Genomic DNA, 22,096 nt, shown 5'->3' with positions numbered 1-22,096 from the left:
CTCGGATCACCGCAGCGCTTGCGCGGCTTTATTTTCCCCCGGCACAACGATCGAAGCATCCGCCGCCTCGGTGAATGCCTGCGGCCGGACCTTGTCGCCTGCCGCGAATTTCTGGAAGCCCTCGACCACGACGCGGTCGCCGGACTTCAGACCTTCGGTCACGAACACCTGCCCATTCTGCAGCGAGCCGGTACGCACGGGCTGAACCGCGACGCGACCGTCGTCCTTGACGACGAACACCTCGCTGCCGCCACCGCCATTGCGCTGAATCGCCTGCTGCGGGACCGCGATCGAGTCGGAATCGATGCCCTGCTCGATCAGCACGCGCACATACATGCCCGGCAACAATTCGCGCCTTGGATTGGGGAACTCGCCACGCAGCGTCACCTGCCCGGTATAGGCGTCAACCTTGGCGTCGGAGAACAAGAGCTTGCCAGGAATCGGATAGATCGTGCCATCGTCCTGCAACAGGCGCACCTTCATCGCGTCAGGCGCGATGCGGTCGAGTTCGCCGGTCTCGAATGCGCGGCGTAGCTGGTTGAGCTCGGTGACCGACTGGGTGAAGTCGGCATAGATCGGGTCGATCTGCTGGATGGTCGCAAGCGAGGTGGAATCGTTCTGCACCACCAGGGCGCCTTCGCTGACCAGCGCGGCGCCGACGATGCCGTCGATCGGCGCGCGGATGGTGGCGTAATCCAGATTGAGCTTGGCGCGCGCGAGATCCGCCTCGCGGGCCGCGACATCCGCTTCGGCCTGGCGTTGCGCGGCAATCGCCTTCTCGTTCTCGGCCTCGGGCATCGCCTTCTGGCTGTAGAGCGTCGTAACGCGATGCGCATGCTGGGCGGCCTGATCGAGCACAGCCTTGGCGCGCGCGAGCGCAGCCTGATTGGACTGCACCTCGACCTCGAATGGCCGCGGGTCGATGCGATACAGGGGATCGCCGGCCTTCACCTCAGTGCCCTGGTGGAACAGGCGCTCGACGACGATGCCGGAAACACGCGGGCGGACTTCGGCGACGCGCGTCGGCGCGACGCGGCCGGGCAGCTCGCGCAGCACCGCGCGCGGCTGCGGCTTGGCGACGACAACGCTCACCTCGGGTTCGGGCGCCGCCTCCGACGCAGCGGTCGCGGCAGTCGGCTCATCACAGCCGGCTAGCAGTGGCGCCGTGGCGGCCAGCATCAGGAGAATGCATGCCGTTCGTGCGCGTAGTCCGGACATTGAAAGCGTCGCCCCGAGTTTGAATTGTTGAACACACTTGGACACGCGGTGTCTCTGCCGACTCCGCCTTGTCACGCTATTCAGGATAAGGCGGGGGTGCTGCGACGCAATACATGACGGCGGCGGCTCAATGTCACATACGGAGAACATATTGAATTAGCATATTTTTCTCCGATTCACCGGATTGTGAAACCGGTTCCATCGGAGCTTGTGGGGGTAACGGACTGCGCCTTCTCCGACGCAGCGGCCGAAACCGATTTCTCGAACCCGCATGCGGGGGAGAATCAGCTTCCGGCGTTTTCCCGATGGTTTCTCCGTCTCTCGCGATCCGGTGCAGGCATCCGTTCGCTTTGCTTCGCGATCAATGCCGAATGAGGATCGGTGCGCGCGTCCCGCAAATCGAGGCCGGCGATTCGCCCAATTGATGATGCGCGGAACATCGTCGAACGGGACGATTTCGGTGGATGATATCGCGGCGGTCGCCATCCAGTTCCGCTTCCGCCCCGAATCACAGGTTTCCTGTCTTTCTTCCCTTGGCCGCTGTGCCATATTGGCTGCCCAACGCGGCTTTTCGCAACGGACATGCCGGCAATGCCCTCCTCTCCCCGCTCCGACATGGAGACCGAACTCAGCAAATTGTCCTCTCCACGGATCTTCCTGGTGCGGATGCTGGTATTTCTGGTGCTGTGCGCGCTGATCGCCATCGTCCTCTACAAGCAGATCCTCGTCGCCTTCTTCGCCAATCCCGGGCTGAACGCGCTGATCGGCGCGGTGCTTTTGATCGGCATCATCCTGTGCTTCCGCCAGGTGATCCGGCTCTATCCCGAGGTGCGATGGGTCAACAATTTCCGGATCGCCGATCCCGGGCTCGCGATCGACCGGCGGCCGACCTTGCTGGCACCGATGGCGGCGATCCTCGGCGGCGAGCGCAGCGGGCGGATGTCGATCAGCCAGCAGACGATGCGGCACCTGCTCGACTCCATCGCGACCCGCCTCGACGAGGCACGCGACATCTCGCGCTACATGACGGGCCTCTTGGTGTTCCTCGGCCTGCTCGGCACCTTCTGGGGCCTGATCGAAACCGTCGGCTCGGTCGGCAAGGTGATCGATGGATTGAAGGTCGGCGGCGACGCCGGCGCGCTGTTCGACACGCTGAAAGAGGGCCTCGCCGCCCCGCTCGGCGGCATGGGCATTTCGTTCTCGTCCTCGCTGTTCGGCCTCGCCGGTTCCCTGATCCTCGGCTTCCTCGACCTGCAATCCAGCCAGGCACAGAACCGTTTCTATACCGATCTCGAGGACTGGCTTGCGACCACGGTGCGCGAATACGCCGGTGACGGCGTCGTGGCCGCCGCAGGTGGTGGCGGCAACCTGCAGCACGCGATCGAGCGGCTGCGTGTCGCGGTGGAGGAAGGCGCGGGAACCCGCGGCACCACCGCGGCGATGGCCAATCTGGCCGAAGCGATCCAGGGATTGGTTGCGCATATGCGCACCGAGCAACAGATGATCCGGGAATGGGCCGACGGCCAGGGCGAACAGAACCGCGAGATCAAGCGCCTGCTCGAACGCCTCGCGCGTCAGCCGGAGAAGAGTTAGAGAGACGGGGACGGTGTCGATCTTGAAGACGGACGAGAGCCACACGGTTACCTCTCCCGGAGGAAGAGGTCGGCGCGTAGCGCCGGGTGAGGGCGCCCGGTCTATCGATAGAGCAAAACCCCTCACCCGGATCGCCGAGGCGATCCGACCTCTCCCTCCGGGAGAGGTGTAACTTGCGGCCTCCCTGGAGGTACCCTTGCTAACGCTAGTAGAGAGTCAAAATGGCCCTTGCCCGTGCCCGCCGCGGTGAATCCGGCTTCAACTACTGGCCGGGCTTCGTGGACGCGCTGTCGACGCTGGTGCTGTCGATCGTGTTCCTGCTCTCGGTGTTCCTGGTGGTGCAGTTCTTCCTGTCGCAGGAAGTCTCCGGCAAGGACAAGGCGCTGGAACAGCTCAACGCCAAGATCGCCCAGCTCAACGACATGCTGTCGCTTGAAAAGCTCGGCAAGCTCAGCCTCGGCGAACAGATCGCGCAGCTCCGCGCCGGACTTGCCTCGGCCGAAGGCGAGCGCGACCGTGTCAAGGGCCTCTATGAGGGTCTGGCCAATGCCGGCAGCGACGCGCAGGGCCGCGCCACCGAGCTCACCAAGGCGCTCGATTCCGAGAAGCTGGTCTCCGCGCGGGCGCTGGCGCAAATCGAAGTGCTGAACCAGCAGATCAGCGCATTGCGTCGCCAGCTTGCCGCCCTCGAAGAAGCGCTCGATGCTTCTGAGAAACGTGACAAGGAATCGCAGGGGCGCATCGCCGATCTCGGCCAGCGATTGAACGTGGCGCTGGCGCAGCGGGTGCAGGAACTGTCGAGGTACCGCTCGGAGTTCTTCGGCCGCCTGCGCGCCATCCTGGGCAACCGGCCAGACGTCCGCATCGTCGGCGACCGCTTCGTGTTCCAGTCCGAAGTCTTCTTCGATACCGGACAGGCCACGCTGCTGCCCGAAGGCCGCGCCGAGCTCGACAAGCTCGCGGCTGCCCTGATCGACCTCGACAAGCAGATCCCGAGCGAGATCGCCTGGGTGCTCCGCGTCGACGGCCACACCGACGTGCGGCCGATCAACAGCCCGGTGTTCAAGTCGAACTGGGATCTCTCCGCCGCACGCGCGATCTCGGTGGTGCAATATCTGATCTCGCTCGGGGTGCCCGCACAGCGGCTCGTCGCCGCCGGCTTTGGCGAATTCCAGCCGCTCGACGCCGCGCAGACGGAAGACGCCTACAAGCGTAACCGCCGCATCGAACTGAAGCTGACGGAACGGTAACGGCGATGTTGGGCAGGCTCTCGCCACAGCGTCATGGCCGGGCTTGTCCCGGCCGTCCACGTTCTCCGGCGTCGCGAGCAGGAAGGACGTGGATGCCCGGGACAAGCCCGGGCATGACGGCGTTGGTGGCGGCTTGAGCGGGGCTTTTGACCTCCGCCCCTATCGCGCCGAGGACGAGGACGCGGCGATCGAGCTTTGGCGGCGAACCTGGCAGCAGGCCTATCCGACGATCGATTTCGATGCGCGCGTGGCGTGGTGGCGCGAGCGCTGGCGCGGCGAACTGGTGCCGAAGGCAACCATCATCGTCGCGGAAGAGGCAAGCGCGCTGATCGGTTTCGTGACCATCGATGCAAGCGGCTATCTCGACCAGCTCGTGGTCGATCCCGCGCATTGGGGTTCAAAGCTGGCAAGCGCGCTGGTCGATGAAACCAAGCGCCTTTCGCCTGATGGCGTCACGCTGCTGGTCAATAAGGACAATGCGCGGGCCATCCGTTTTTATGAACGAAACGGCTTTGTGCATGCCGGCGAGGACCTCAACCCGACGTCAGGACGTCCGGTACTGAAGATGCGGTGGAAGCCGTAGAGCCGAGATCGTGAGCTCTCAAATCCCTTCGAACTGCAACCTCGCCAGCCGCGCATAGAGCCCGTTGGCGGCGACCAGCTCGGCATGGGTGCCCTGCTCGACGATCCTGCCATGCTCCATCACCAGGATGCGGTCGCAGGACAGCACAGTGGCGAGGCGGTGTGCGATGACCAGTGTGGTGCGGTGGCGCATCAACTCCTCCAGCGCGGTCTGCACCAGCGTCTCGCTTTCGGCATCGAGCGCGGAGGTGGCTTCATCGAGCAGCAAGAGCGGCGCGTCGCGCAGGATCGCGCGCGCGATCGCGATGCGCTGGCGCTGGCCGCCCGACAGCGTCACACCGCGTTCGCCGAGCTGGGCCTCGAAGCCGCCGGGCAGGCGTCGCAGAAATTCGGTAGCGTGCGCGAGGTCGGCGGCGCGCTCGACTTCGGCATCGGAAGCATCGGGCCGCCCGAAACGGATGTTCTCGCGCGCCGACGCTGCGAACACCACGGTGTCTTGCGGCACCAATGCCATGCGCGAGCGCACCACGCTTGGATCGGCCTGCCGGATCGGCACGCCGTCGAACGAAATCGTGCCCGAGGCGGGATCATAGAAGCGCAGCAACAGATGGAACAGCGTGCTCTTGCCCGCGCCGGAGGGACCGACGATCGCGACCTTCTCGCCTGATCGCACCGAGAACGAGACACCGTCAACGGTCTTCACCGACCGCCGCGTCGGATAGGCGAAGCTGACATTGTCGAACGCAACGTCACCACGCGCGGGCTGCGGCAGCGCGAGCGGCGCGGCCGGCGCCGTGATCTCCGGCTTGACCCGCAGGATCTCGAACAGCCGCTCGGCAGCACCGGAAGCTGCGGAGATTTCGCCCCAGACTTCGCTGAGCTGGCCGAGGGCGCTCGCAGCAAAGGCGCTGTAGAGAATAAACTGGCCCAAACGTCCCGGCGTCATCGCGCCCGCGAGCACGTCGTGCGAACCGACCCAGAGAATCAGCACCACGCTCGAGAACACGATGAAGATGATGATCAAGGTGAGCACGGCCCGTGCGCGGGTGGAGCTGCGCGCGGCGTCGTAGGCCTGCTCGACCTCGCCACCGAAGCGCGTGGCGGCGAGCCGCTCGCTGGTGAAGGCCTGCACGGTCCGGATGGCGCCGACCAGCTCGGAAGCATAGGCGCTGGCGTCCGCGAGCGTATCCTGCGCATTGCGCGACAAGCGTCGCACCCAGCGCCCGAACGCGACCAGCGGGATCACGATGATCGGGATCGCCAAGAGCACGAATCCGGAAAGCTTCGGGCTGGTGACCACCATCATCGCGGCGGCACCGAGGAACAGCATCATGTTGCGGAGCGCGATCGACACGGAGGCGCCGACCGCTGATTTGATCTGGGTGGTATCGGCGGTCAGGCGCGACACCAACTCGCCGCTGCGCGCGGAATCGAAGAAGGACGGCGACAGCGAGATCAGATGCGCGAACACGTCGCGCCGGAGATCGGCGACGATGCGCTCGCCGATCGTCATGACCAGGTAATAGCGGGAGGCGCTGGCGCCGGCGAGCACCGCCACCACCGCGATCATCACACTGAAGTAGTTGTTGATCATGGCGATGCCTTCGGCCGTGAAGCCGAAGTCGATCACGCGCCGGATCGCGACCGGCACGATCAGCGTCGTGATCGCCGCAACCGTCAGAGAAATAAAAGCGAGGATCGCCCGTCCGCGGTAGCGCGCCACATAGGGCGCAAGCGCCAGCAGCGGCTTCAGCCTGGCGCGGCTCTTCCCTTCCGTCTCGGTCAAGGTGGCTTCAACCAGCGCTTCGCCTTCGAGCAGCGCATCGCGCCGCGGCGGCATCGGACTGGGCGGGTGGTCAAGCTGTTCGGCTGCGCTCATCGGGACAAGGACCAGTTTTTATGTTTTCCAGATAGGCCCCGCGGAAGCGGCTGGCAAATCCGGAAGAGTCCTAATCCGGTGATCCCGGTGGCTTGTTTTGCAGGTTTCCTTACGCTATAGAGCGGCCCAAATCCCGTATCTTTGGACCCCTTGCGACGGGCGCCGGCGCGCCGAAGGAACTGTCATGAAAGCCGATATTCACCCGAATTATCATACGATTACGGTCGTGATGACCGACGGCACCGAGTACCAGACCCGCTCCACCTGGGGCAAGGAAGGCGACAAGCTGCAGCTCGACATCGACCCCAGGTCGCACCCGGCCTGGACCGGCGGCTCGCAGCAGATCCTGGATCGCGGCGGCCGCGTGTCGCGGTTCCAGAAGAAGTTTTCCGGCTTTTTGAAAAAGGACTGAGCGCAAGACTGCGCTTCCTTCTTCCTTTTCGACGTTCAACGAACGCCCCTGCCAAATCAGGGGCGTTTTTTGTTTCCACGCGTCATTGCGAGCGCAGCGAAGCAATCCATAGCGCCGCGGGTGCAGGCATGGATTGCTTCGCGGAGCCTGTCATCGGGCGGCGCTTCGCGCCGACCCGGTGGCTCGCAATGACGGTTAGAGTTGCAGTTACCGTTCGAACGCGGCCTTCAGGCGGTTGAGCTGCGGCACCAGCGGGTTGCCGATCGCGGCGCGATCGGCGGGCGGCGCATGGATCGTGGTGTCGAGCCGGCGCACGCGTGCCTGCAGGTCCATCGAGCGGGTGATCAGGTCCTGCAATTGTTGCGGCAGTTTCTCGATCAGTTCCGCCGGACCCGGATCGGCTGCGGAGAGCTTGACCTTGGTCTTCTCCCGATTGGCCTGGGTCAGCGTCATCTCGCCTTCCTTCACCGCGCGATGCAGCAGCAGCCAGGAGGCAAGCTGCATCAAACGGGTGGTCAGGCGCATGCTTTCGGTCGCATAGGTCAGGCTGACGGACCGTTCCAGCGCCTTGGCCTGGCCGCGGCCGTCGCCATCGAGATAGGCGGCGGTCTCCTCGACCAGGTCCATGCCCTCACGGAACAAGGCTCCGAATGCCGCAGAATTGGTCAGCCGCTCGCTGAACAGAACAAGTGCGGAATCGCTTTGCGACCGCTCCAGCATGGTTAACGCCCTCACGCCACTTTTAATTTTGAACACCGCCGGCTTTTGCGCCAGCTTTATGATGAACAAATCATTGCGCTTGCCGGGCGAAGAGTCCAGCCGCATCCGGATTTATGGTTTCCGGCCGCATGGCGGCGACGACAAGCCTGTGACAAAGCCAAAAAAGAGCCGCCGTTTCCGGCGGCTTTGAAGTTGATAACAGGGAGGCGTCAAACAGAGTGGACAGGAGCCACTCGGTGTCCAAACGAGGACGATGCAGTCATAAACGAGAAAGCTTAATTGATCGTAAATGAGCGATTTTGTTTAAGCTTCGTTTGCCATATCGGCCATTGGCCTAGTTTGGGACAGGATACCAGTTTCGTAGCCCGGATGGAGCGCAGCATAATCCGGGGATCGGTGCGAGCCGGATGCACCGGTCCCGGATTGCGCTGCGCTCCATCCGGGCTACGGGTGAGCGCTACGATTTGAAGAAGCTGTTGGCGGCTTCCTTGGAGGCGCGCTTCTTTGTCATCGCTTCGCGCAGGCGCTCCACTTCGGCCGAGAGCATCGCGATGCGGTCGGTCAATTCCTCGACCGAGAGCAGCGACAGGTCCTGCCCGATCTCGTGCGAAATCTTCTTCCTCGGCCGGTCGTCATCTTCCATCGCCATGCGCGTTCTCCGTGCTTTGCTTCGAGTATGAAAGCCGGTCTCCACTTTCCGGCCATGCTCTGTCACGATCCCGTTGCGGCGGTTGCCAGCGCGATGCAGGCTGGGTAATCAACGTGCCGCGTCTGGAATCCTCCCATTTCGCCAAGGAAAAACCATGGAAAAGCTGCCCGCGCAAATGACCGTCGTCGGCATCAGCAAGCCCGGCGGGCCGGAAGTATTGCTGCCGGAGACGCGCCCGGTGCCGCTACCAGGCCAGGGCGAAATCCTGGTCAAGGTGAAGGCGGCCGGCGTCAACCGGCCTGACGTGGCGCAGCGTTCCGGTTCCTATCCGCCGCCGCCGGGCGCGAGCGACCTGCCCGGCCTCGAGATATCAGGCGAGGTGGTGGCGGTCGGTCCCGGCGCCACCAGGCACAAGGTCGGCGACACCGTGATGTCGCTGGTCGCCGGCGGCGGCTACGCGCAATATTGCATCGCGCAGGACGGGCAGGCGATGGCGGTGCCGCCGTCGCTATCGATCGAGGAAGCCGGCGCGCTTCCCGAAACTTTGATGACGGTGTGGCACAATGTGTTCGAGCGCGGCGGCCTGCAAAAAGGCGAGACGCTGCTGATCCATGGTGGCTCCTCCGGCATCGGCACCATGGCGATCCAGCTTGCGAAGGCGTTCGGCGCCAAGGTGATCGTCACCGTCGGTTCACAGGACAAGGCGGAGGCCTGCCTCAAGCTTGGCGCCGATCGCGCGATCAACTACAGGACCGCGGATTTCGTAGCCGAGGTGAAGGCCGCAACCGATGGCGCCGGCGCCAATGTCATCCTCGACATGGTCGGCGGCGACTATATCGACCGCAACTACGACGCAGCCGCCGTCGAGGGTCGAATCGTGCAGATTGCCTTCCTGGCCGGAGCGCCAAAAGCGAGCGCCAATTTCGCGAAACTAATGGTGAAGCGCCTGCACCATACGGGCTCGACGCTCCGCCCCCGTAGTAATGCGGACAAGGCGGCAATGGTCGCGGCGATCGAGGCCAAGGTAATGCCGCTACTCCGCGAGGGGCGGGTAAAGCCGCTGATGGACAGCACTTTCCCATTGGAAAAGGCGGCCGACGCTCACCGGCGAATGGAAACCAGCGCACATATTGGCAAAATTGTGTTGGTCGTTTAACGCTTCCACTGCCGGCCTAGCCGGAAACCCTTTGATTTCCTTCGCTTTCGTGGCATTTATCCGGGAGCGGCGGGGCGCTGGTTCGCCCGCATGAATCGTGAAAGCGCGGAGTACTGACATTGCGTCTGATCAGGTGGCTTGCGCCGCTTGCGCTGGCCCTCATGATGGTTGTCGGCGCCGCTCCGGCGCGCGCAGTTGACGCCGTCAGCGTCCGCAGCGACGCGCCCGCGATCGATCTCACCGCCGTTCTCGACCACCAGCGCAGCGAGACCGACCGCATCCAGGTCTCGACCGCGCCCGGCACCGACGGCATCGTCCGCCGCATCGAGGTCCGCGCCCGCGAGGGCGGGCAATATTGGGTGGTGTTCGCGCTCGCCAACAATACCGACGACCAGCTCGACCGCCTGATCGTCGCGCCGCATTACCGCATCGTCTCATCCGGCCTGTTCTGGCCGGATCTCGGCCTGTCGCGCATCGCCACCATCACGCCGTCGGTCGGCGACCGTCCCGAGCGGCAGGAAAGCCCGACTGCCGACGTGTTCCGCATCACGCTCGATCCGGGCGCGGTCGTCACCTATGTCGCGGAATTGCGCACCGACAAGCTCCCGCAGCTCTATCTGTGGGAGCCGGAGTCCTACAAGGACAAGGTCAACTCGTTCACGCTCTACCAGGGCATCGTGATCGGTATTTCCGGCCTGCTAGCGCTGGTGCTGACGATCCTGTTCGTGGTCAAGGGCAGCATCATGTTTCCGGCGGCAGCCGCGCTCGCCTGGGCGGTGCTGGTCTATATCGGCGTCGATTTCGGCTTCTGGGGCAAGGTGCTCGACATGTCGAACAACGCCGAGCGCGTCTGGCGCGCGGCGGGCGAGGCGATATTGGCGGCGACGCTGCTCGTGTTCCTGTTCGCCTATCTCAATTTGAGCCGCTGGCATGTGCGCTATTCCCACATCACCATCGGCTGGCTGCTGTTCCTGGGATCGCTGGTGGCGCTGGCGCTGTTCGATCCGGCGGTGGCTTCCGGCATCGCGCGCATGTCGCTCGTCATGATCGCCTTCGCCGGCTTTGCCCTAATCGTCTATCTCTCGACCCACGGCTTCGATCGCGCCGTGCTCTTGATCCCGACCTGGTTCCTGCTGGTGGTCTGGGTGGTCGCGGCCGGCATGACGGTGGCGGGCAGCGTCACCAACGACATCGTCGGCCCGGCGCTGCTCGGCGGCCTCGTGCTGATCGTGATGCTGATCGGCTTCACGGTGATGCAGCACGCGTTTGCCGGCGGCGGCGCCACCACCGGCGTCGTCTCCGATGTCGAGCGGCGGGCGCTGGCACTGACCGGCTCAGGCGACCTGATCTGGGACTGGGACGTCTCCGCCGACAAGGTGTTCACCAGCCCAGAGACCGAGGCCCTGCTTGGCCTGAAGCGCGGCACGCTGGAAGGACCGGCGGCGACATGGCTCGAGGTGCTGCATCCGCTCGACCAGGACCGTTTCCGTGCCGCGCTCGACAGCGTGCTCGACCAGCGCCGTGGCCGCCTGGTGCAGGATTTCCGGCTGCGCACGCCGGATGGCCATTTCATGTGGTTCGCGCTGAAGGCGCGGCCTGTCGTCGGCTCCGACGGCGAGGTCTCGCGCGTCGTCGGCACGCTCACCGACGTCACCGACATCAAGAACTCCGAAGAGCGGATGCTGCATGACTCGGTCCACGACAATCTGACCGGCCTGCCCAACCGCAAATTGTTCATGGACCGCCTCAGCGCGGTCGCCAATCTCGCAAAGACGGTGCCGACGCTGCGGCCGACATTGATGGTGATCGACCTCGACCGCTTCAAGCAGGTCAACGACTCCGTCGGCATGGCGGTCGGCGATTCCATCCTGCTGACGCTGGCGCGCCGCCTGACCCGCATCCTCAAACCCCAGGACACGCTGGCGCGATTGGCCGGCGACCAGTTCGGCCTGATCCTGTTGTCGGAGCAGGACCCGGCGCGGATCACCGCCTTTGCCGAGACCATCCGCAAGACCATCCGCGCCCCGATCGCCTTCAACGACCGCGAGATATTCCTGACCGCCTCGATCGGGCTGGCGCTCTCCGACCCGCAGACGCAGCTCACCGACGAGATCATCAAGGACGCCGAGCTTGCGATGTATCATTCCAAGCGCATCGGCGGCGACCGCATCGACGTCTACAAGCCGGCGATGCGCGCGCGCAAGACCGACCGGCTGACGCTGGAGAGCGAATTGCGCCGCGCCATCGAGCGGCAGGAGATCACCATCCTCTACCAGCCGATCGTGCGGCTCGAGGACCGCTCGATCGCCGGCTTCGAGGCCCTGTCGCGCTGGGATCATCCGAAACTCGGGCGGATGTCGCCGTCCGAATTCATCTCCATCGCGGAGGAGATCGGCCTGATCGTCGACCTCGGCACGTTCGTGATGGACCAGACCGCGCGGCAGCTTTCGATCTGGCAACGCGCGATGCGCTCGCGCGAGCCGATCTTTGCCTCCGTCAACGTCTCCTCACGGCAATTGCTGCGCCACGACCTGATCCACGACATCAGGACCGTGCTGTCGCGCTCCTCGGTGGCACGCGGCACGCTGAAATTGGAATTGACGGAATCGCTGGTGATGGAGAATCCGGAGCACGCCGCGCAGATGCTGGCGCGCATCCGCGAGCTCGGCACCGGGCTCTCCCTGGACGATTTCGGCACCGGCCACTCCTCGCTGTCTTACCTGCAACGCTTCCCGTTCGACACCATCAAGATCGACCAGTCCTTCGTCCGCACCACCAGCCGCGGCACCCGGCCCGTGATCCTGAAATCGATCATCGCGCTCGCCCACGACCTCGGCATGGACGTGGTGGCGGAAGGCGCGGAAACGGATTCGGATGCGGTCGAGCTCTACCAGCTCGGCTGCGAATACGCGCAGGGCTTCGCCTTCGGCGAGCCGATGGACGCCGACGCCGCGATGCGCCTGCTCACCGAGGAACGGCTGGAAGCCGCGAGCTGATCTTCCGCTGTCGTCCCGGCCTTGAGCCGGGACCCATAACCACAAGTGTGCATTTTGCAGCACGCTGGAGCCACAGCGAGCTTAACAACAACGCCCTGTGGTTATGGGTTCCCGCCTGCGCGGGAACGACGCTGGGGGAGCCGCTTGAACTTCACGCTGTTGCCGTCGGCCTGGCGCATGGCGGCATAGCCGGCTTCGAGACAGGCTTCACGCTGCGGCATCCTTTCCTGTGGACTACGCAGGCTATCCCACCAGGAGGCGCGCTGCGCCGCGCGCGGCAGCGGCGCGTCGATGATGGCCTCGATCTCCTCGAAGCTGAGCACCAGTTCGGTCAGCGTCTGCCTCTTCAGATAGTCCCGCAATGGGCCGTAATCGTTCACCTCAGGTCCCTTGAATTCACGTCATTGCCGAAAATTGTCAGTCGAACCAACCAACCGTTAACCCATTCGCGGTTCGCTGTCGCCGTTTAAGGCGGCAACAATGTTTCCGGTGCATGAAGGGTGGCCCGGGACCAAACATGCCAAACGAACGGCGACAACAAGCAAAGCGGCACTGGCGGCTATCGACGAAGCTCCTGATCGCTTCCTCGGTCGCGACCGTGATCGGCTTTTCCACCATCTGCACCAGCGTCATGCTCGACATGCGCCGCGGCGAGGAGGAGCTGGCACGGCAGACGCTGGAAAACCTCGCCGCCGGCATCGACTCCGATATCAGCCGCAACATCGAACTGTACGACCTCTCGCTGCGCGCGGTCGCCGGCGCCATGGTGATGCCGGAGATCAAGGAAGTCAGCAATGAGGTCCGGCACCTGATCCTGTTCGACCACGCCGCCACCGCAAAGCACTTTGGCGCGATCCAGGTCTTCGACAGCACGGGGCAATTGGTAGACGATGCATCGACGCTCGATCCCCTGATCGAGAACCGCAGCGACGAAGAATATTTCCACATCCATCGCGACCAGCCCTACACAGGCCTCTACATCTCAAAGCCGATGCTCCACCGCGGCGCCTACGCGATCGTGCTGAGCCGGCGCATCAGCGGCGAAGACGGAAGTTTTCTCGGCGTCGTCGCGGGCTCGATCCGCTTCAGCTATTTCCACGAACTGTTCGGACGGCTGACGCTTGCCCCCGGCGACACCATCACGGTGCTGCGTCGCGACCGCACGATCATCATGCGCACGCCGTTCGATCTCGATGTCATCGGCACCAACCTGGCGGAGCGGCGCAACTGGACTCCAGACAACCTGAAGAACAACGGCTCCTATGCCGGTGCCGGCCCGATCGACCAGACCCCGCGGCTCTATGTTCGCCGCAGCGGAAACGGCCCGCTGTTTACCGTGGTCGGAAAGCCGCTGGACGGCGTCTTCAGCCTGTGGCGCAAGGAGGCGACCCGGATCGGCGCCATCATGGCGGCACTGGTCCTGTTCGTGCTCGGCACCACGCTGTTTCTGGCGCGCGAGATCGGCCGCCGCGCCGAGGCCGAGGAGAAGCTCGAGGAGCTCGCGACCACCGACGCGCTGACCGGTTTGCGAAACCGGCGCAAGTTCGATGCCGATATCGATACGGAATGGCGCCGCGCCGGCCGGCATGAGACGCCGCTCGCCCTGCTCATCATCGACGCCGACCATTTCAAGGCCTTCAACGATACCTATGGTCACCAGGCCGGCGACCAGGTGCTGGTTGGCATCGCGATCTGCATCTCGGATGCGGTCCGGCGCGCCGGCGATTGCACGGCGCGCCTGGGCGGCGAGGAATTCGCCGTGCTGCTGCCCGGCCAGAGCGCCGTGGAAGCGTTCGGCGTGGCGGAGATGATCCGCCGCAAGGTCGAACAATGGTGTGACGGAGAGACCATCACCACCGTCAGCATCGGCGTCGCGAGCCTGACGCCTCTGGCCGGCCAGAACTGGACCGATCTGGTGGAAGCCGCCGACCGGGCGCTCTACGCCGCCAAGGCCAATGGCCGCAACCAGAGTGTGGTCTCAAGCCTGCAGACAATGTCGCTGGTGGCGTAAGAGAGGCCGCCGTTACGGCCCCGTTTCTCCAGATCTTGTCATTGCGAGCGCAGCGAAACAATCCATGCCTCCACAAGCGGCGAAATGGATTGCTTCGCTACGCTCGCAATGACGGCAATCGACAGCTCGTTTGCCGTCACTTCTCCAGATACTTCTTCATCTCCGCCAGCAGGCCGTCGCGCAGTTCGGGGCGGCGCAGGCCATAGGCGAGGTTGGCGCGCAGGAAGCCGGCCTTGGAGCCGCAATCGTGCCGCTCGCCTTCGAACTCCACGCCATAGAATTTCTGCGTCTTCGCCAGGCCGATCATGGCGTCGGTGAGCTGGATCTCGCCGCCGGCGCCGCGCTCCTGCGTCGCCAGGATTTCGAAAATCTCCGGCTGCAAAATATAGCGGCCGGTAATCGAGAGGTTGGATGGCGCCGTGCCCTTCGGCGGCTTCTCCACCATGCCGTTGATCTCGAACATGGTGGGATGGGCGTGGCGCGGGCCGACGCCGCAGATGCCGTATTGGTGGGTGAGATGGTCCGGCACCTCCTCGACCGCGATCAGGTTTGACTTCTCGCCGAGCTTGCTCGCGGCCTCGATCATCTGGGCAAGGCAGCCCGGCGTGTTCAGCACCAGTTCGTCCGGCAGCACCACCGCGAAAGGTTCATTGCCGATAATGTCGCGGGCGCACCATACCGCGTGGCCGAGCCCGTGCGGCGCCTGCTGGCGGGTGAAGCTCACGGCACCTGCTTCCGGCTGATACTGCGCCAGGACGTCCAACTCCGCCTTCTTGCCGCGCGCGACAAGCGTGGTGTCGAGCTCGAACATCCGGTCGAAATGGTCCTCGATGATGGCCTTGTTACGACCCGTGACGAAGACGAAATGCTCGATCCCGGCCTCCTTCGCCTCGTCATACACGTATTGGATGAGCGGCTTGTCCACGATGGTCAGCATTTCCTTCGGCATCGCCTTGGTGGCGGGCAGGACCCGGGTGCCGAGACCAGCGACGGGGAAGACGGCTTTACGGATTTTCATGGGAATGTCGGGCGCCTTGAGCCTTGAAATGTGTGAGACGGGTATCGCACCTTGCTATCCGGTTTGCAGCCGGGAACAAAGGCGGATGTGTGATGCCGCGTCGCTTTTGTCGTTGTGACCGATCAAAACAAAATCTCGCCTTTGTTAAGCTGTTGGAAACCGTCACAAGGCCTTCTGAACCAATCGTTGGAACGGGCAGATCGAGCCATGCGGCGGACGGGAACAGCGACCAGGAGCCGAACCAGCGCGATGATAATCGCGGCGGTTCTGCTTGTTTCCAATCAGGCCTTGGCCCAGTCCCAGGGTGGGCTCGCGGATCTGTTCGGCAATCTGTTCTCGGGACCCAACCCCTCGCCACCGCCCGCAGCCGCCACCGGCGACGGCTCGGCTCCGCCCTGGAGCGGAGAGGACGGCGCTTCCGGCCACCCATTGATGACGGCGGCCGCGATTCGGCAGGCGGCGGCCAATTTCGACAATTGTGTCGCCTCGATGTGGCCCGATGCGGCGCGACGCAACGTCACACGCGAGAATTTCGAGCGCTTCACCGCGGGGCTCACGCCCGACCTGCGCATCATGGATCTCTTGGATTCGCAGCCCGAATTCACCAAGGCGATCTGGGACTATCTCGACATCCTCGTGAACGACAACCGTCTCGCCACGGGCCGCGAGATCCTCGCCAAATACAAGGCGCAATTCGACGCCGCGGAAAAAGCCTATGGCGTCGACCGCTACGCGATCGCGGCTATCTGGGGGATCGAATCCAATTATTCGACCCAGATGGGTGACCGCAGCGTGGTGCAATCGACCGCCACCCTTGCCTGCATCGGCCGCCGGCAGGCCTACTTCAAGGATGAATTCCTCTCGGCGCTGGAGATCCTCAATCGCGGCGATCTGCGCCCTGAGCAGCTCCGCGGCTCCTGGGCCGGCGCGTTCGGTCCGACGCAATTCATGCCGACCGCTTTCAAGCGCTACGCGGTCGATGGTGACGGCGACGGCAGGCGCGATGTCGTCGACAACCCGGCCGACCTGATCGCCTCAACCGCCAACAACCTGAAAAAGGACGGCTGGCAGACCGGGCAGAGCTGGGGTTACGAAGTCGTGGTTCCCAAGGACTTCAACTACATGATGGCCGACCGTGCCAAGGCGATGACGCTCGCGCAATGGCAGCAGCTTGGACTGCGGCGCGCCAACAACCAGCCGTTCCCGCGCTCCACCGACAAGGCTTATCTGCTCGCCCCTGCCGGCGCTGAAGGTCCGGGCTTCTTGATGATGCAGAATTTCCGGGTGATCATGAAGTACAACCCGGCGGAGGCCTATGCGCTTGCGATCGGCCATTTCGCCGACCGCCTGCGCGGCGGGCCGCCCTTCGTGCAGCCCTGGCCACGCCAGGAACGGGTGCTGTCGCGGGCCGAACGGCTGGAACTGCAACAACTGCTCGCCCAGCGCGGCTTTTACCGCGGCACGCCGGACGGCCAGATCGGCGGCCAGACCAGGGAAGCGCTGCGCGGTTTCCAGGCCTCGATCGGCACGCCCGCCGACGGATTTGCCACTTCCGACATGCTGGAGCGCCTGAGAGGGCGATAAGACCCCAAAAATCACCCAAATACCGCTATTTGGCCGCCGGCCTTGACGACCTGGGCGGATGCCCGATCCATGCTGGAAAATATGCCCGCTTGAGGCCCGATTCCGGTAGTATGGCGTTGTCCTCAAAATCCATTTCGACCGAGCTTTGATGCCGAAGCCAAAGTCCTTCCTGCGCATGTTCACCGAGAGCGGCCCGCTGGTCGCGCTCGCGGTTGCGATCGCGCTGCTGGTCGGGATCGCCGGCCCCGCCTCGGCGCAGTTCTTCGGCTTTCCGGGCTTTGGCGGTCCACCGCAGCGCTCGGCGCCGCGCAACAATGGCGGCGGCTGGTTCGGCGGGGATTTCTTCGCTCCCTTCCAGCATGCGCCGCCGCAGCAACAACAGCAGCAACAGGCGCCGCGTCAGGATTTTTCGCGAGCGCCACCGCCGGCGAAGCGCGACACGGCGCCGGAGCGCAACGTGCTGGTGCTTGGCGATGCCATGGCAGACTGGCTCGCCTATGGCCTCGAGGACACCTATTCCGAACAGCCCGACATGGGCGTGATCCGCAAGCACAAGACCGTGTCCGGCCTGATCAAATACCAGCCCAAGGGCGAGCCCTCCGATTGGGCCGCCGCCGCGCGGAGCATCCTCGCCACCGAAAAAGCGGATGCGATCGTGGTTATACTCGGTCTCAATGACCGCGTTTCGATCCGCGAGCCTGTCGTCGACAAGAAGGACGACAAGAAAACCGAGAAGAAGGACGCCAAGCCTTCGGATGGCGCCGCCAAGCCGGACGACAAGCCGGTCGATGCCGAATTATCGCCCGAGGATGCCGCCGACGCGCCGCAGGCCGCGGCGCCCGAGCGCAGCGCGCGTTCGGCAAACGGCGTCTATGAATTCCGCGACGAACGCTGGGTCGAGCTCTACAACAAGAAGATCGATGAACTGATCGGCGTGCTGAAGAGCAAGGGCGTGCCGGTGTTGTGGGTCGGCCTGCCGGCGATCCGCGGCCAGAAGGGAACGTCGGACATGCTGTTCCTGGATTCGCTGTACCGGGACAGCGCGGCCAAGGCCGGCATTACCTACGTCGATGTCTGGGATGGCTTCGTCGACGAGGCCGGTCGCTTCATGCAGAAGGGCCCGGATTTCGAAGGCCAGATTCGCCAGCTCCGCACCTCGGACGGCGTCTTCTTCACCAAGGCCGGCGCGCGCAAGCTGGCGCACTATGTGGACCGCGAGGTGACGCGGCTGCTCGCCCGCTCCACACCGATCGCGCTGCCGACCGAGCCGGCGACGCCTGACGCCAGTGCTACGCCCGGCCAGCCTGCACGGCCATTGGCGGGACCAATTGTGCCGCTGGTCGCCTCCTCCGTCGGCACCGATCAGTTGCTCGGCGGCCCCGGCTCGCGTCCAGCCGCGGTCGATCCGCTCACGGCACGAACCCTGGTGAAGGGCGAACCGCTCGCGCCACCCGCCGGCCGCGCCGACGATTTTGCCTGGCCGCGCCGCGAAATCGGTCGCGAGCAGGCCAAGGGCGAAACGCCGGTTGCCGCGACCACCCCCGAGGGGACTGGCGCAGGTGCGGGCGCCGGAACAGCGCCGGCGGCGACGGCCGCAGCTCCCGCGCCGCCAAAGCCGGCAGCGCAGAAGCGTGTGTTCCGGCCGGCCCAGCCCAATCCGCCGCCTGCCTCGACCTTTGGCGATTTCTTCGGCTTCGGCTCGCCGCCTGCCACCGGGCCACGTCAGCAGACAGCGCCGCCGCGGCCGCCGGCCTCGATCGTTCCACGTCCACCGGCAGATGTCGGACGATCCGCGGAAGCGCCGTTCGGCAATTTCATGAGATGGTGACGGCAGTCATTCCAAAGATAGGGTGGGCAAAGAGAAGCGTACCCACCATCGCGAGCGGAATGTTAGGCGGTGGCCACGCTTCGCTTTGCCCCCTACGCGGCGCCCTGGAATGACGGCTAATAGCGCCAGCGCGGTGGCGGACGGCGCGGCGGGCGCGACAGCAATAGCCCGAGCGCCAAACCGAGGCCGCCGGCAACCAGCAAGGCGCCGATCGGATTGTCCTGCACGGTCTTGGTCAGCGCCTGCTGGCCGCTTCGAACGGTCTCGCCGCGATTCTCGTAAGCATCCCTGGCGTAGTTGACGGCGGTGTCCGCGGCGTCGCGCGCGGCATCCTTGGCCTGGCCATAGAGATTCTGCACCGTGCCGGCGGCTTCGCGCGCGCGGCCTGATGCTTCCGTCTTGCTGTCACCGGCCATTTCACCGACGGTGCCTTCCGCCTTGCCGGCAAACTCCTTGGTGGCACCAGCGATCCGATCAGTATCCATCGCGGTCACTCCTCTCCTTCTCCGGGAAAGTAACCGGCGAGCCCAGCCGCGGTTCCTGCGCCTACAAAATCAACCCGCCGTCCACGACGATGGTCTGGCCGATGATGTAGGCGGCGAGCGGCGAGGCCAGGAACAGCGCGGCACCCGCCATGTCTTGCGGCGTGCCGAGCCGCCTCAGCGGAATCCGCTCCAGCGCGCCTTCGAGCCGCTTCGGGTTCGCCGTCGTCACCTTGGTCATCTTGGTATCGACCAGGCCCGGTGCGATGCCATTGACGCGGATGCCATCCTCGGCCCAGGCCTCGGCAAGCGTCCGCGTCAGTCCGATCGCGCCGGTCTTCGAGGCGTTGTAGGCGGGATTTCCCATCGTCGAATGATAGGCGGCGGTCGAACTGACGATGATGAGCGAGCCCTTGCTCGCGCTCAGCATCGCCTGGAATTTGGTCGCACACGCCATCAGGCTCATGAGGTTGACTTCCATGACCTTGCGAAAGCCCTCCATCTCGAACTCGCCGCGGCGGTAGATCACCGCGCCTTGCGCCAGCACCAGCACATCGAGCCGGTCGAAGGTCGGCTTGAATTGCGCGATCGCACGAGCGTCGCCGACGTCGAGCTGCGAGTATTCCAACCCGTCCAGATGCGAACCTTCCTCTGCCGAATAGTCGCTCGCCTTGGCGCGCGTGCCGCAGACATGCACGCGCGCGCCCTTGGCGCGGAATGCTTGCGCGATGCCGTTGCCGATGCCGCTGGAGCCGCCCACCACGAGAACCTGCCTGCCGCTGAAATCGAGCTCGTTCATCGCACGCTTTCTCCCTTGCTTCTTGCTTGTTTGACCTGTCTGCGGATCGATGCCAGCCTTGTCAATCCTGCAACCTGTTCCCTCCATCCCACTGGTCACACGATGTCCGAATTCAAACAGCTCAGCCGCTCGGTGAAAGGCTTGACCGTTCTCGTCACCGGCGCCGCCAGCGGCATGGGCCGGGCCACCGCGCTGGTGTTCGCCACTGAGGGCGCCAATGTCGCCGTCACCGACATCACCGCCGAAGGCACGGAAACGGTCGCGCAGGAGATCGGCAAGAGTGGAGGGACGGCAAAGGCGTGGGTGCTCGACGTCGCCGATCGCGATGCAATCCCGGCCGTGATTGGCAGCGTCGCCGCGCATTTCGGCGGGCTCGACATCCTCGTCAACAACGCCGGTATCTCCGTGCGCGTCGCAATCGACGACGACGGCTATGATGACGCGTGGGCCAAGGCGATCGCGGTGATGCTGACCGCGCATCAGCGCATCATCCGCGCCGCTTTGCCGCATTTGCGAAAATCGAAATGCCCGCGCATCGTCAATATCGCTTCCACCGAGGCGCTCGGCGCTACCGCATTGCACAGTCCTTATTCCGCGGCGAAGGCCGGCGTCACCGGGCTGACACGCTCGCTTGCCGTGGAACTGGGCCGCGAGGGCATCACTGTGAACTGCATCTGCCCGGGCCCGATCCGCACCGGGATTACCGACCGGATTCCGGAAGAGCATAAGACGATCTATGCCAAGCGCCGCACAGCGCTCGGCCGCTATGGCGAGCCGGAGGAGGTCGCGCACATGACCTTGAGCCTGTGCCTGCCGGCGGCGTCGTTCCTGACCGGCGCGGTGATCCCGGTGGATGGCGGGCTGATGGCGCGAAATGCGTGATGCGCTGCAACGTGTCCGGGCCGCCGCGTGCAAGGGGCCATGCGCCGGCGCCGCGTTGACTTGGCAACGTCACAGGATAGCCTTTCCTCAAACGAAGCGGAAAAACCGCCTGCACATGAGGAGAGAACGCCATGGCCATCGCGATCCGGCAGCTTCATCCGCATTTTGTCGGTGAGGTCACAGGCCTCGATCTGCGAAAGCCGCTGACCAGGCAGGAAGCGATCGAAGTCGAGGCGGCGATGGACAAATACGCCGTGCTCGTCTTCCACCACCAGGACATAACAGACGAGCAGCAACTGGCCTTTGCGCTGAACTTCGGCGAGCGCGAAAACGCGCGCGGCGGCAACGTGACCAAGAAGGCGGATTATCGCCTCTCCTCCGGGCTGAACGACGTCTCCAACCTCGGCAAGGACGGCAAGCCGCTACCCAAGGATCACCGCACCCATCTGTTCAATCTCGGCAACTGCCTGTGGCATTCCGACAGCTCGTTCCGGCCGATTCCGGCGAAATTCTCGCTGTTGTCGGCGCGGGTGGTGAACCCGAAGGGCGGCAACACCGAATTCGCCGACATGCGCGCGGCCTATGACGCGCTGGACGAGGAGACCAAGTCTGAAATCGAGGACCTGATCTGCGAGCACTCGCTGATGTATTCACGCGGCTCGCTGGGCTTTCTCGACTATAGCGACGAGGAGAAGGAGATGTTCAAGCCGGTGCTGCAGCGCCTGGTGCGGACCCATCCGGTGCATCGCCGCAAGTCGCTCTATCTCTCGTCGCACGCGGGCGCGGTGCGCGGCATGAGCATGCCGGAGGGCCGGCTGCTGCTACGCGACCTCACCGAGCATGCGACCCAGCCTGAATTCGTCTATGTCCACAGGTGGAAGCTGCACGACCTCGTGATGTGGGACAATCGCCAGACCATGCATCGCGTCCGCCGCTACGACCAGTCGCAGCCCCGCGACATGCGCCGCGCCACCGTAGCCGGCACCGAGCCGACCGTCGCGCAGCAGGCCGCGGAATAGCTGTTATACGCAATCAAC

The 22,096-nt window shown here is 64.5% G+C and carries 20 protein-coding genes; 12 read left to right on the top strand and 8 right to left on the bottom strand.

The genetic code is table 11. The features are described 5' to 3' along the window. Nucleotides 1-6: 6 nt before the first annotated feature. Nucleotides 7-1,218, bottom strand: a complete 1,212-nt coding sequence (locus AC5ZG5_RS02285; protein WP_456640927.1) for an efflux RND transporter periplasmic adaptor subunit — start codon at nucleotides 1,216-1,218, stop codon at nucleotides 7-9. Between the two features lie 591 nt (nucleotides 1,219-1,809). Here AC5ZG5_RS02285 and AC5ZG5_RS02280 point away from each other — a divergent pair. The 3 genes from AC5ZG5_RS02280 to AC5ZG5_RS02270 all read left to right on the top strand — a co-directional run bounded on the left by AC5ZG5_RS02280 (nucleotide 1,810) and on the right by AC5ZG5_RS02270 (nucleotide 4,644). Continuing rightward, nucleotides 1,810-2,811 (top strand): flagellar motor protein MotA, encoded by a 1,002-nt coding sequence (locus AC5ZG5_RS02280; protein ID WP_130226488.1) that lies wholly within the window; start codon nucleotides 1,810-1,812, stop codon nucleotides 2,809-2,811. Nucleotides 2,812-3,032: 221 nt separating this feature from the next. Further along, entirely contained in the window at nucleotides 3,033-4,061 is a 1,029-nt protein-coding gene (locus tag AC5ZG5_RS02275) for a peptidoglycan -binding protein (protein WP_456640926.1), read from the top strand. Nucleotides 4,062-4,149: 88 nt separating this feature from the next. After that, nucleotides 4,150-4,644 carry a GNAT family N-acetyltransferase gene (locus AC5ZG5_RS02270; RefSeq protein ID WP_456640925.1) on the top strand — a complete coding sequence of 165 codons (495 nt, stop codon included), beginning with the start codon at nucleotides 4,150-4,152 and terminating at the stop codon, nucleotides 4,642-4,644. 18 nt (nucleotides 4,645-4,662) lie between these two features. On the opposite strand, the gene AC5ZG5_RS02265 is transcribed toward AC5ZG5_RS02270, so the two are convergent. Further along, entirely contained in the window at nucleotides 4,663-6,522 is a 1,860-nt protein-coding gene (locus AC5ZG5_RS02265; protein WP_028163733.1) for an ABC transporter ATP-binding protein/permease, read from the bottom strand. A gap of 184 nt (nucleotides 6,523-6,706) precedes the next feature. Between AC5ZG5_RS02265 and rpmE the strand changes: the two genes are divergently transcribed. After that, nucleotides 6,707-6,934 (top strand): 50S ribosomal protein L31, encoded by a 228-nt coding sequence (rpmE, locus tag AC5ZG5_RS02260; protein ID WP_028163734.1) that lies wholly within the window; start codon nucleotides 6,707-6,709, stop codon nucleotides 6,932-6,934. Between the two features lie 207 nt (nucleotides 6,935-7,141). Here the strand turns inward: rpmE and rcdA are convergent, their stop codons facing one another. Then, a complete protein-coding gene (gene rcdA / locus AC5ZG5_RS02255) occupies nucleotides 7,142-7,654 on the bottom strand; it encodes a protease adaptor protein RcdA (RefSeq protein ID WP_028163735.1) in 513 nt (170 codons plus the stop codon). On the opposite strand from rcdA, the gene AC5ZG5_RS02250 reads away from it, so the two are divergent. Beyond that, a complete protein-coding gene (locus AC5ZG5_RS02250) occupies nucleotides 7,653-7,844 on the top strand; it encodes a hypothetical protein (protein WP_456640924.1) in 192 nt (63 codons plus the stop codon). The genes rcdA and AC5ZG5_RS02250 overlap by 2 nt on opposite strands. A 267-nt stretch (nucleotides 7,845-8,111) precedes the next feature. Here AC5ZG5_RS02250 and AC5ZG5_RS02245 read toward each other — a convergent pair whose 3' ends face one another. Then, nucleotides 8,112-8,303 (bottom strand): DUF1192 domain-containing protein, encoded by a 192-nt coding sequence (locus AC5ZG5_RS02245; RefSeq protein WP_028163736.1) that lies wholly within the window; start codon nucleotides 8,301-8,303, stop codon nucleotides 8,112-8,114. Nucleotides 8,304-8,457: 154 nt separating this feature from the next. On the opposite strand from AC5ZG5_RS02245, the gene AC5ZG5_RS02240 reads away from it, so the two are divergent. Together AC5ZG5_RS02240 and AC5ZG5_RS02235 are read left to right on the top strand one after the other, a co-directional pair. Then, nucleotides 8,458-9,459 (top strand): NAD(P)H-quinone oxidoreductase, encoded by a 1,002-nt coding sequence (locus AC5ZG5_RS02240; RefSeq protein ID WP_130226491.1) that lies wholly within the window; start codon nucleotides 8,458-8,460, stop codon nucleotides 9,457-9,459. Between the two features lie 119 nt (nucleotides 9,460-9,578). Continuing rightward, the gene (locus AC5ZG5_RS02235) at nucleotides 9,579-12,455 is read left to right on the top strand and encodes an EAL domain-containing protein (RefSeq protein ID WP_028163738.1); all 2,877 of its coding nucleotides are present in this window, start codon (nucleotides 9,579-9,581) and stop codon (nucleotides 12,453-12,455) included. Between the two features lie 101 nt (nucleotides 12,456-12,556). Here the strand turns inward: AC5ZG5_RS02235 and AC5ZG5_RS02230 are convergent, their stop codons facing one another. Next, complete coding sequence (locus tag AC5ZG5_RS02230) at nucleotides 12,557-12,835, bottom strand: DUF7662 domain-containing protein (RefSeq protein WP_456640923.1); 279 nt, start codon at nucleotides 12,833-12,835, stop codon at nucleotides 12,557-12,559. A gap of 137 nt (nucleotides 12,836-12,972) precedes the next feature. Between AC5ZG5_RS02230 and AC5ZG5_RS02225 the strand changes: the two genes are divergently transcribed. Continuing rightward, a complete protein-coding gene (locus AC5ZG5_RS02225) occupies nucleotides 12,973-14,466 on the top strand; it encodes a GGDEF domain-containing protein (RefSeq protein WP_456640922.1) in 1,494 nt (497 codons plus the stop codon). Between the two features lie 136 nt (nucleotides 14,467-14,602). Here AC5ZG5_RS02225 and AC5ZG5_RS02220 read toward each other — a convergent pair whose 3' ends face one another. After that, nucleotides 14,603-15,484, bottom strand: coding sequence for a UTP--glucose-1-phosphate uridylyltransferase (locus tag AC5ZG5_RS02220; RefSeq protein ID WP_130226494.1), 882 nt, complete (start codon nucleotides 15,482-15,484; stop codon nucleotides 14,603-14,605). A gap of 249 nt (nucleotides 15,485-15,733) precedes the next feature. Here AC5ZG5_RS02220 and AC5ZG5_RS02215 point away from each other — a divergent pair, with 249 nt between their 5' ends. Together AC5ZG5_RS02215 and AC5ZG5_RS02210 are read left to right on the top strand one after the other, a co-directional pair. Further along, nucleotides 15,734-17,068: a lytic murein transglycosylase gene (locus tag AC5ZG5_RS02215; protein WP_456640921.1), complete on the top strand. Its 1,335-nt coding sequence runs from the start codon at nucleotides 15,734-15,736 to the stop codon at nucleotides 17,066-17,068. 148 nt (nucleotides 17,069-17,216) lie between these two features. Beyond that, complete coding sequence (locus AC5ZG5_RS02210; protein ID WP_456640920.1) at nucleotides 17,217-18,896, top strand: SGNH/GDSL hydrolase family protein; 1,680 nt, start codon at nucleotides 17,217-17,219, stop codon at nucleotides 18,894-18,896. A 116-nt stretch (nucleotides 18,897-19,012) separates the two neighbouring features. Here the strand turns inward: AC5ZG5_RS02210 and AC5ZG5_RS02205 are convergent, their stop codons facing one another. Together AC5ZG5_RS02205 and AC5ZG5_RS02200 are read right to left on the bottom strand one after the other, a co-directional pair. Further along, nucleotides 19,013-19,381, bottom strand: a complete 369-nt coding sequence (locus tag AC5ZG5_RS02205; protein WP_028163744.1) for a CsbD family protein — start codon at nucleotides 19,379-19,381, stop codon at nucleotides 19,013-19,015. Between the two features lie 61 nt (nucleotides 19,382-19,442). Continuing rightward, a complete protein-coding gene (locus AC5ZG5_RS02200; protein WP_456640919.1) occupies nucleotides 19,443-20,177 on the bottom strand; it encodes an SDR family NAD(P)-dependent oxidoreductase in 735 nt (244 codons plus the stop codon). 102 nt (nucleotides 20,178-20,279) lie between these two features. Between AC5ZG5_RS02200 and AC5ZG5_RS02195 the strand changes: the two genes are divergently transcribed. Then, on the top strand, nucleotides 20,280-21,059 hold the full coding sequence (locus tag AC5ZG5_RS02195; RefSeq protein WP_456640918.1) for an SDR family NAD(P)-dependent oxidoreductase: 780 nt from the start codon (nucleotides 20,280-20,282) through the stop codon (nucleotides 21,057-21,059). A gap of 131 nt (nucleotides 21,060-21,190) precedes the next feature. Then, the gene (locus AC5ZG5_RS02190; protein ID WP_456640917.1) at nucleotides 21,191-22,078 is read left to right on the top strand and encodes a TauD/TfdA dioxygenase family protein; all 888 of its coding nucleotides are present in this window, start codon (nucleotides 21,191-21,193) and stop codon (nucleotides 22,076-22,078) included. Nucleotides 22,079-22,096: the final 18 nt, after the last annotated feature.

This window comes from Bradyrhizobium sp. Ses1, assembly GCF_059512365.1.
Note: the sequence above shows the minus strand (reverse complement) of the source record. Positions and strands in the feature narration are given on the sequence as shown.

Bases quoted from the DNA above. Each gene is read 5' to 3' on its own strand.
- AC5ZG5_RS02285 (WP_456640927.1), bottom strand. From the start codon at position 1,218: ATGTCCGGACTACGCGCACGAACGGCATGCATTCTCCTGATGCTGGCC.
- AC5ZG5_RS02195 (WP_456640918.1), top strand. From the start codon at position 20,280: ATGTCCGAATTCAAACAGCTCAGCCGCTCGGTGAAAGGCTTGACCGTT.
- AC5ZG5_RS02190 (WP_456640917.1), top strand. From the start codon at position 21,191: ATGGCCATCGCGATCCGGCAGCTTCATCCGCATTTTGTCGGTGAGGTC.
- AC5ZG5_RS02220 (WP_130226494.1), bottom strand. From the start codon at position 15,484: ATGAAAATCCGTAAAGCCGTCTTCCCCGTCGCTGGTCTCGGCACCCGG.
- AC5ZG5_RS02280 (WP_130226488.1), top strand. From the start codon at position 1,810: ATGCCCTCCTCTCCCCGCTCCGACATGGAGACCGAACTCAGCAAATTG.
- rcdA (WP_028163735.1), bottom strand. From the start codon at position 7,654: ATGCTGGAGCGGTCGCAAAGCGATTCCGCACTTGTTCTGTTCAGCGAG.
- AC5ZG5_RS02215 (WP_456640921.1), top strand. From the start codon at position 15,734: ATGATAATCGCGGCGGTTCTGCTTGTTTCCAATCAGGCCTTGGCCCAG.
- AC5ZG5_RS02240 (WP_130226491.1), top strand. From the start codon at position 8,458: ATGGAAAAGCTGCCCGCGCAAATGACCGTCGTCGGCATCAGCAAGCCC.
- AC5ZG5_RS02210 (WP_456640920.1), top strand. From the start codon at position 17,217: ATGCCGAAGCCAAAGTCCTTCCTGCGCATGTTCACCGAGAGCGGCCCG.
- AC5ZG5_RS02250 (WP_456640924.1), top strand. From the start codon at position 7,653: ATGGTTAACGCCCTCACGCCACTTTTAATTTTGAACACCGCCGGCTTT.
- AC5ZG5_RS02275 (WP_456640926.1), top strand. From the start codon at position 3,033: ATGGCCCTTGCCCGTGCCCGCCGCGGTGAATCCGGCTTCAACTACTGG.
- AC5ZG5_RS02225 (WP_456640922.1), top strand. From the start codon at position 12,973: ATGCCAAACGAACGGCGACAACAAGCAAAGCGGCACTGGCGGCTATCG.
- AC5ZG5_RS02265 (WP_028163733.1), bottom strand. From the start codon at position 6,522: ATGAGCGCAGCCGAACAGCTTGACCACCCGCCCAGTCCGATGCCGCCG.
- rpmE (WP_028163734.1), top strand. From the start codon at position 6,707: ATGAAAGCCGATATTCACCCGAATTATCATACGATTACGGTCGTGATG.
- AC5ZG5_RS02245 (WP_028163736.1), bottom strand. From the start codon at position 8,303: ATGGCGATGGAAGATGACGACCGGCCGAGGAAGAAGATTTCGCACGAG.
- AC5ZG5_RS02200 (WP_456640919.1), bottom strand. From the start codon at position 20,177: ATGAACGAGCTCGATTTCAGCGGCAGGCAGGTTCTCGTGGTGGGCGGC.
- AC5ZG5_RS02205 (WP_028163744.1), bottom strand. From the start codon at position 19,381: ATGGATACTGATCGGATCGCTGGTGCCACCAAGGAGTTTGCCGGCAAG.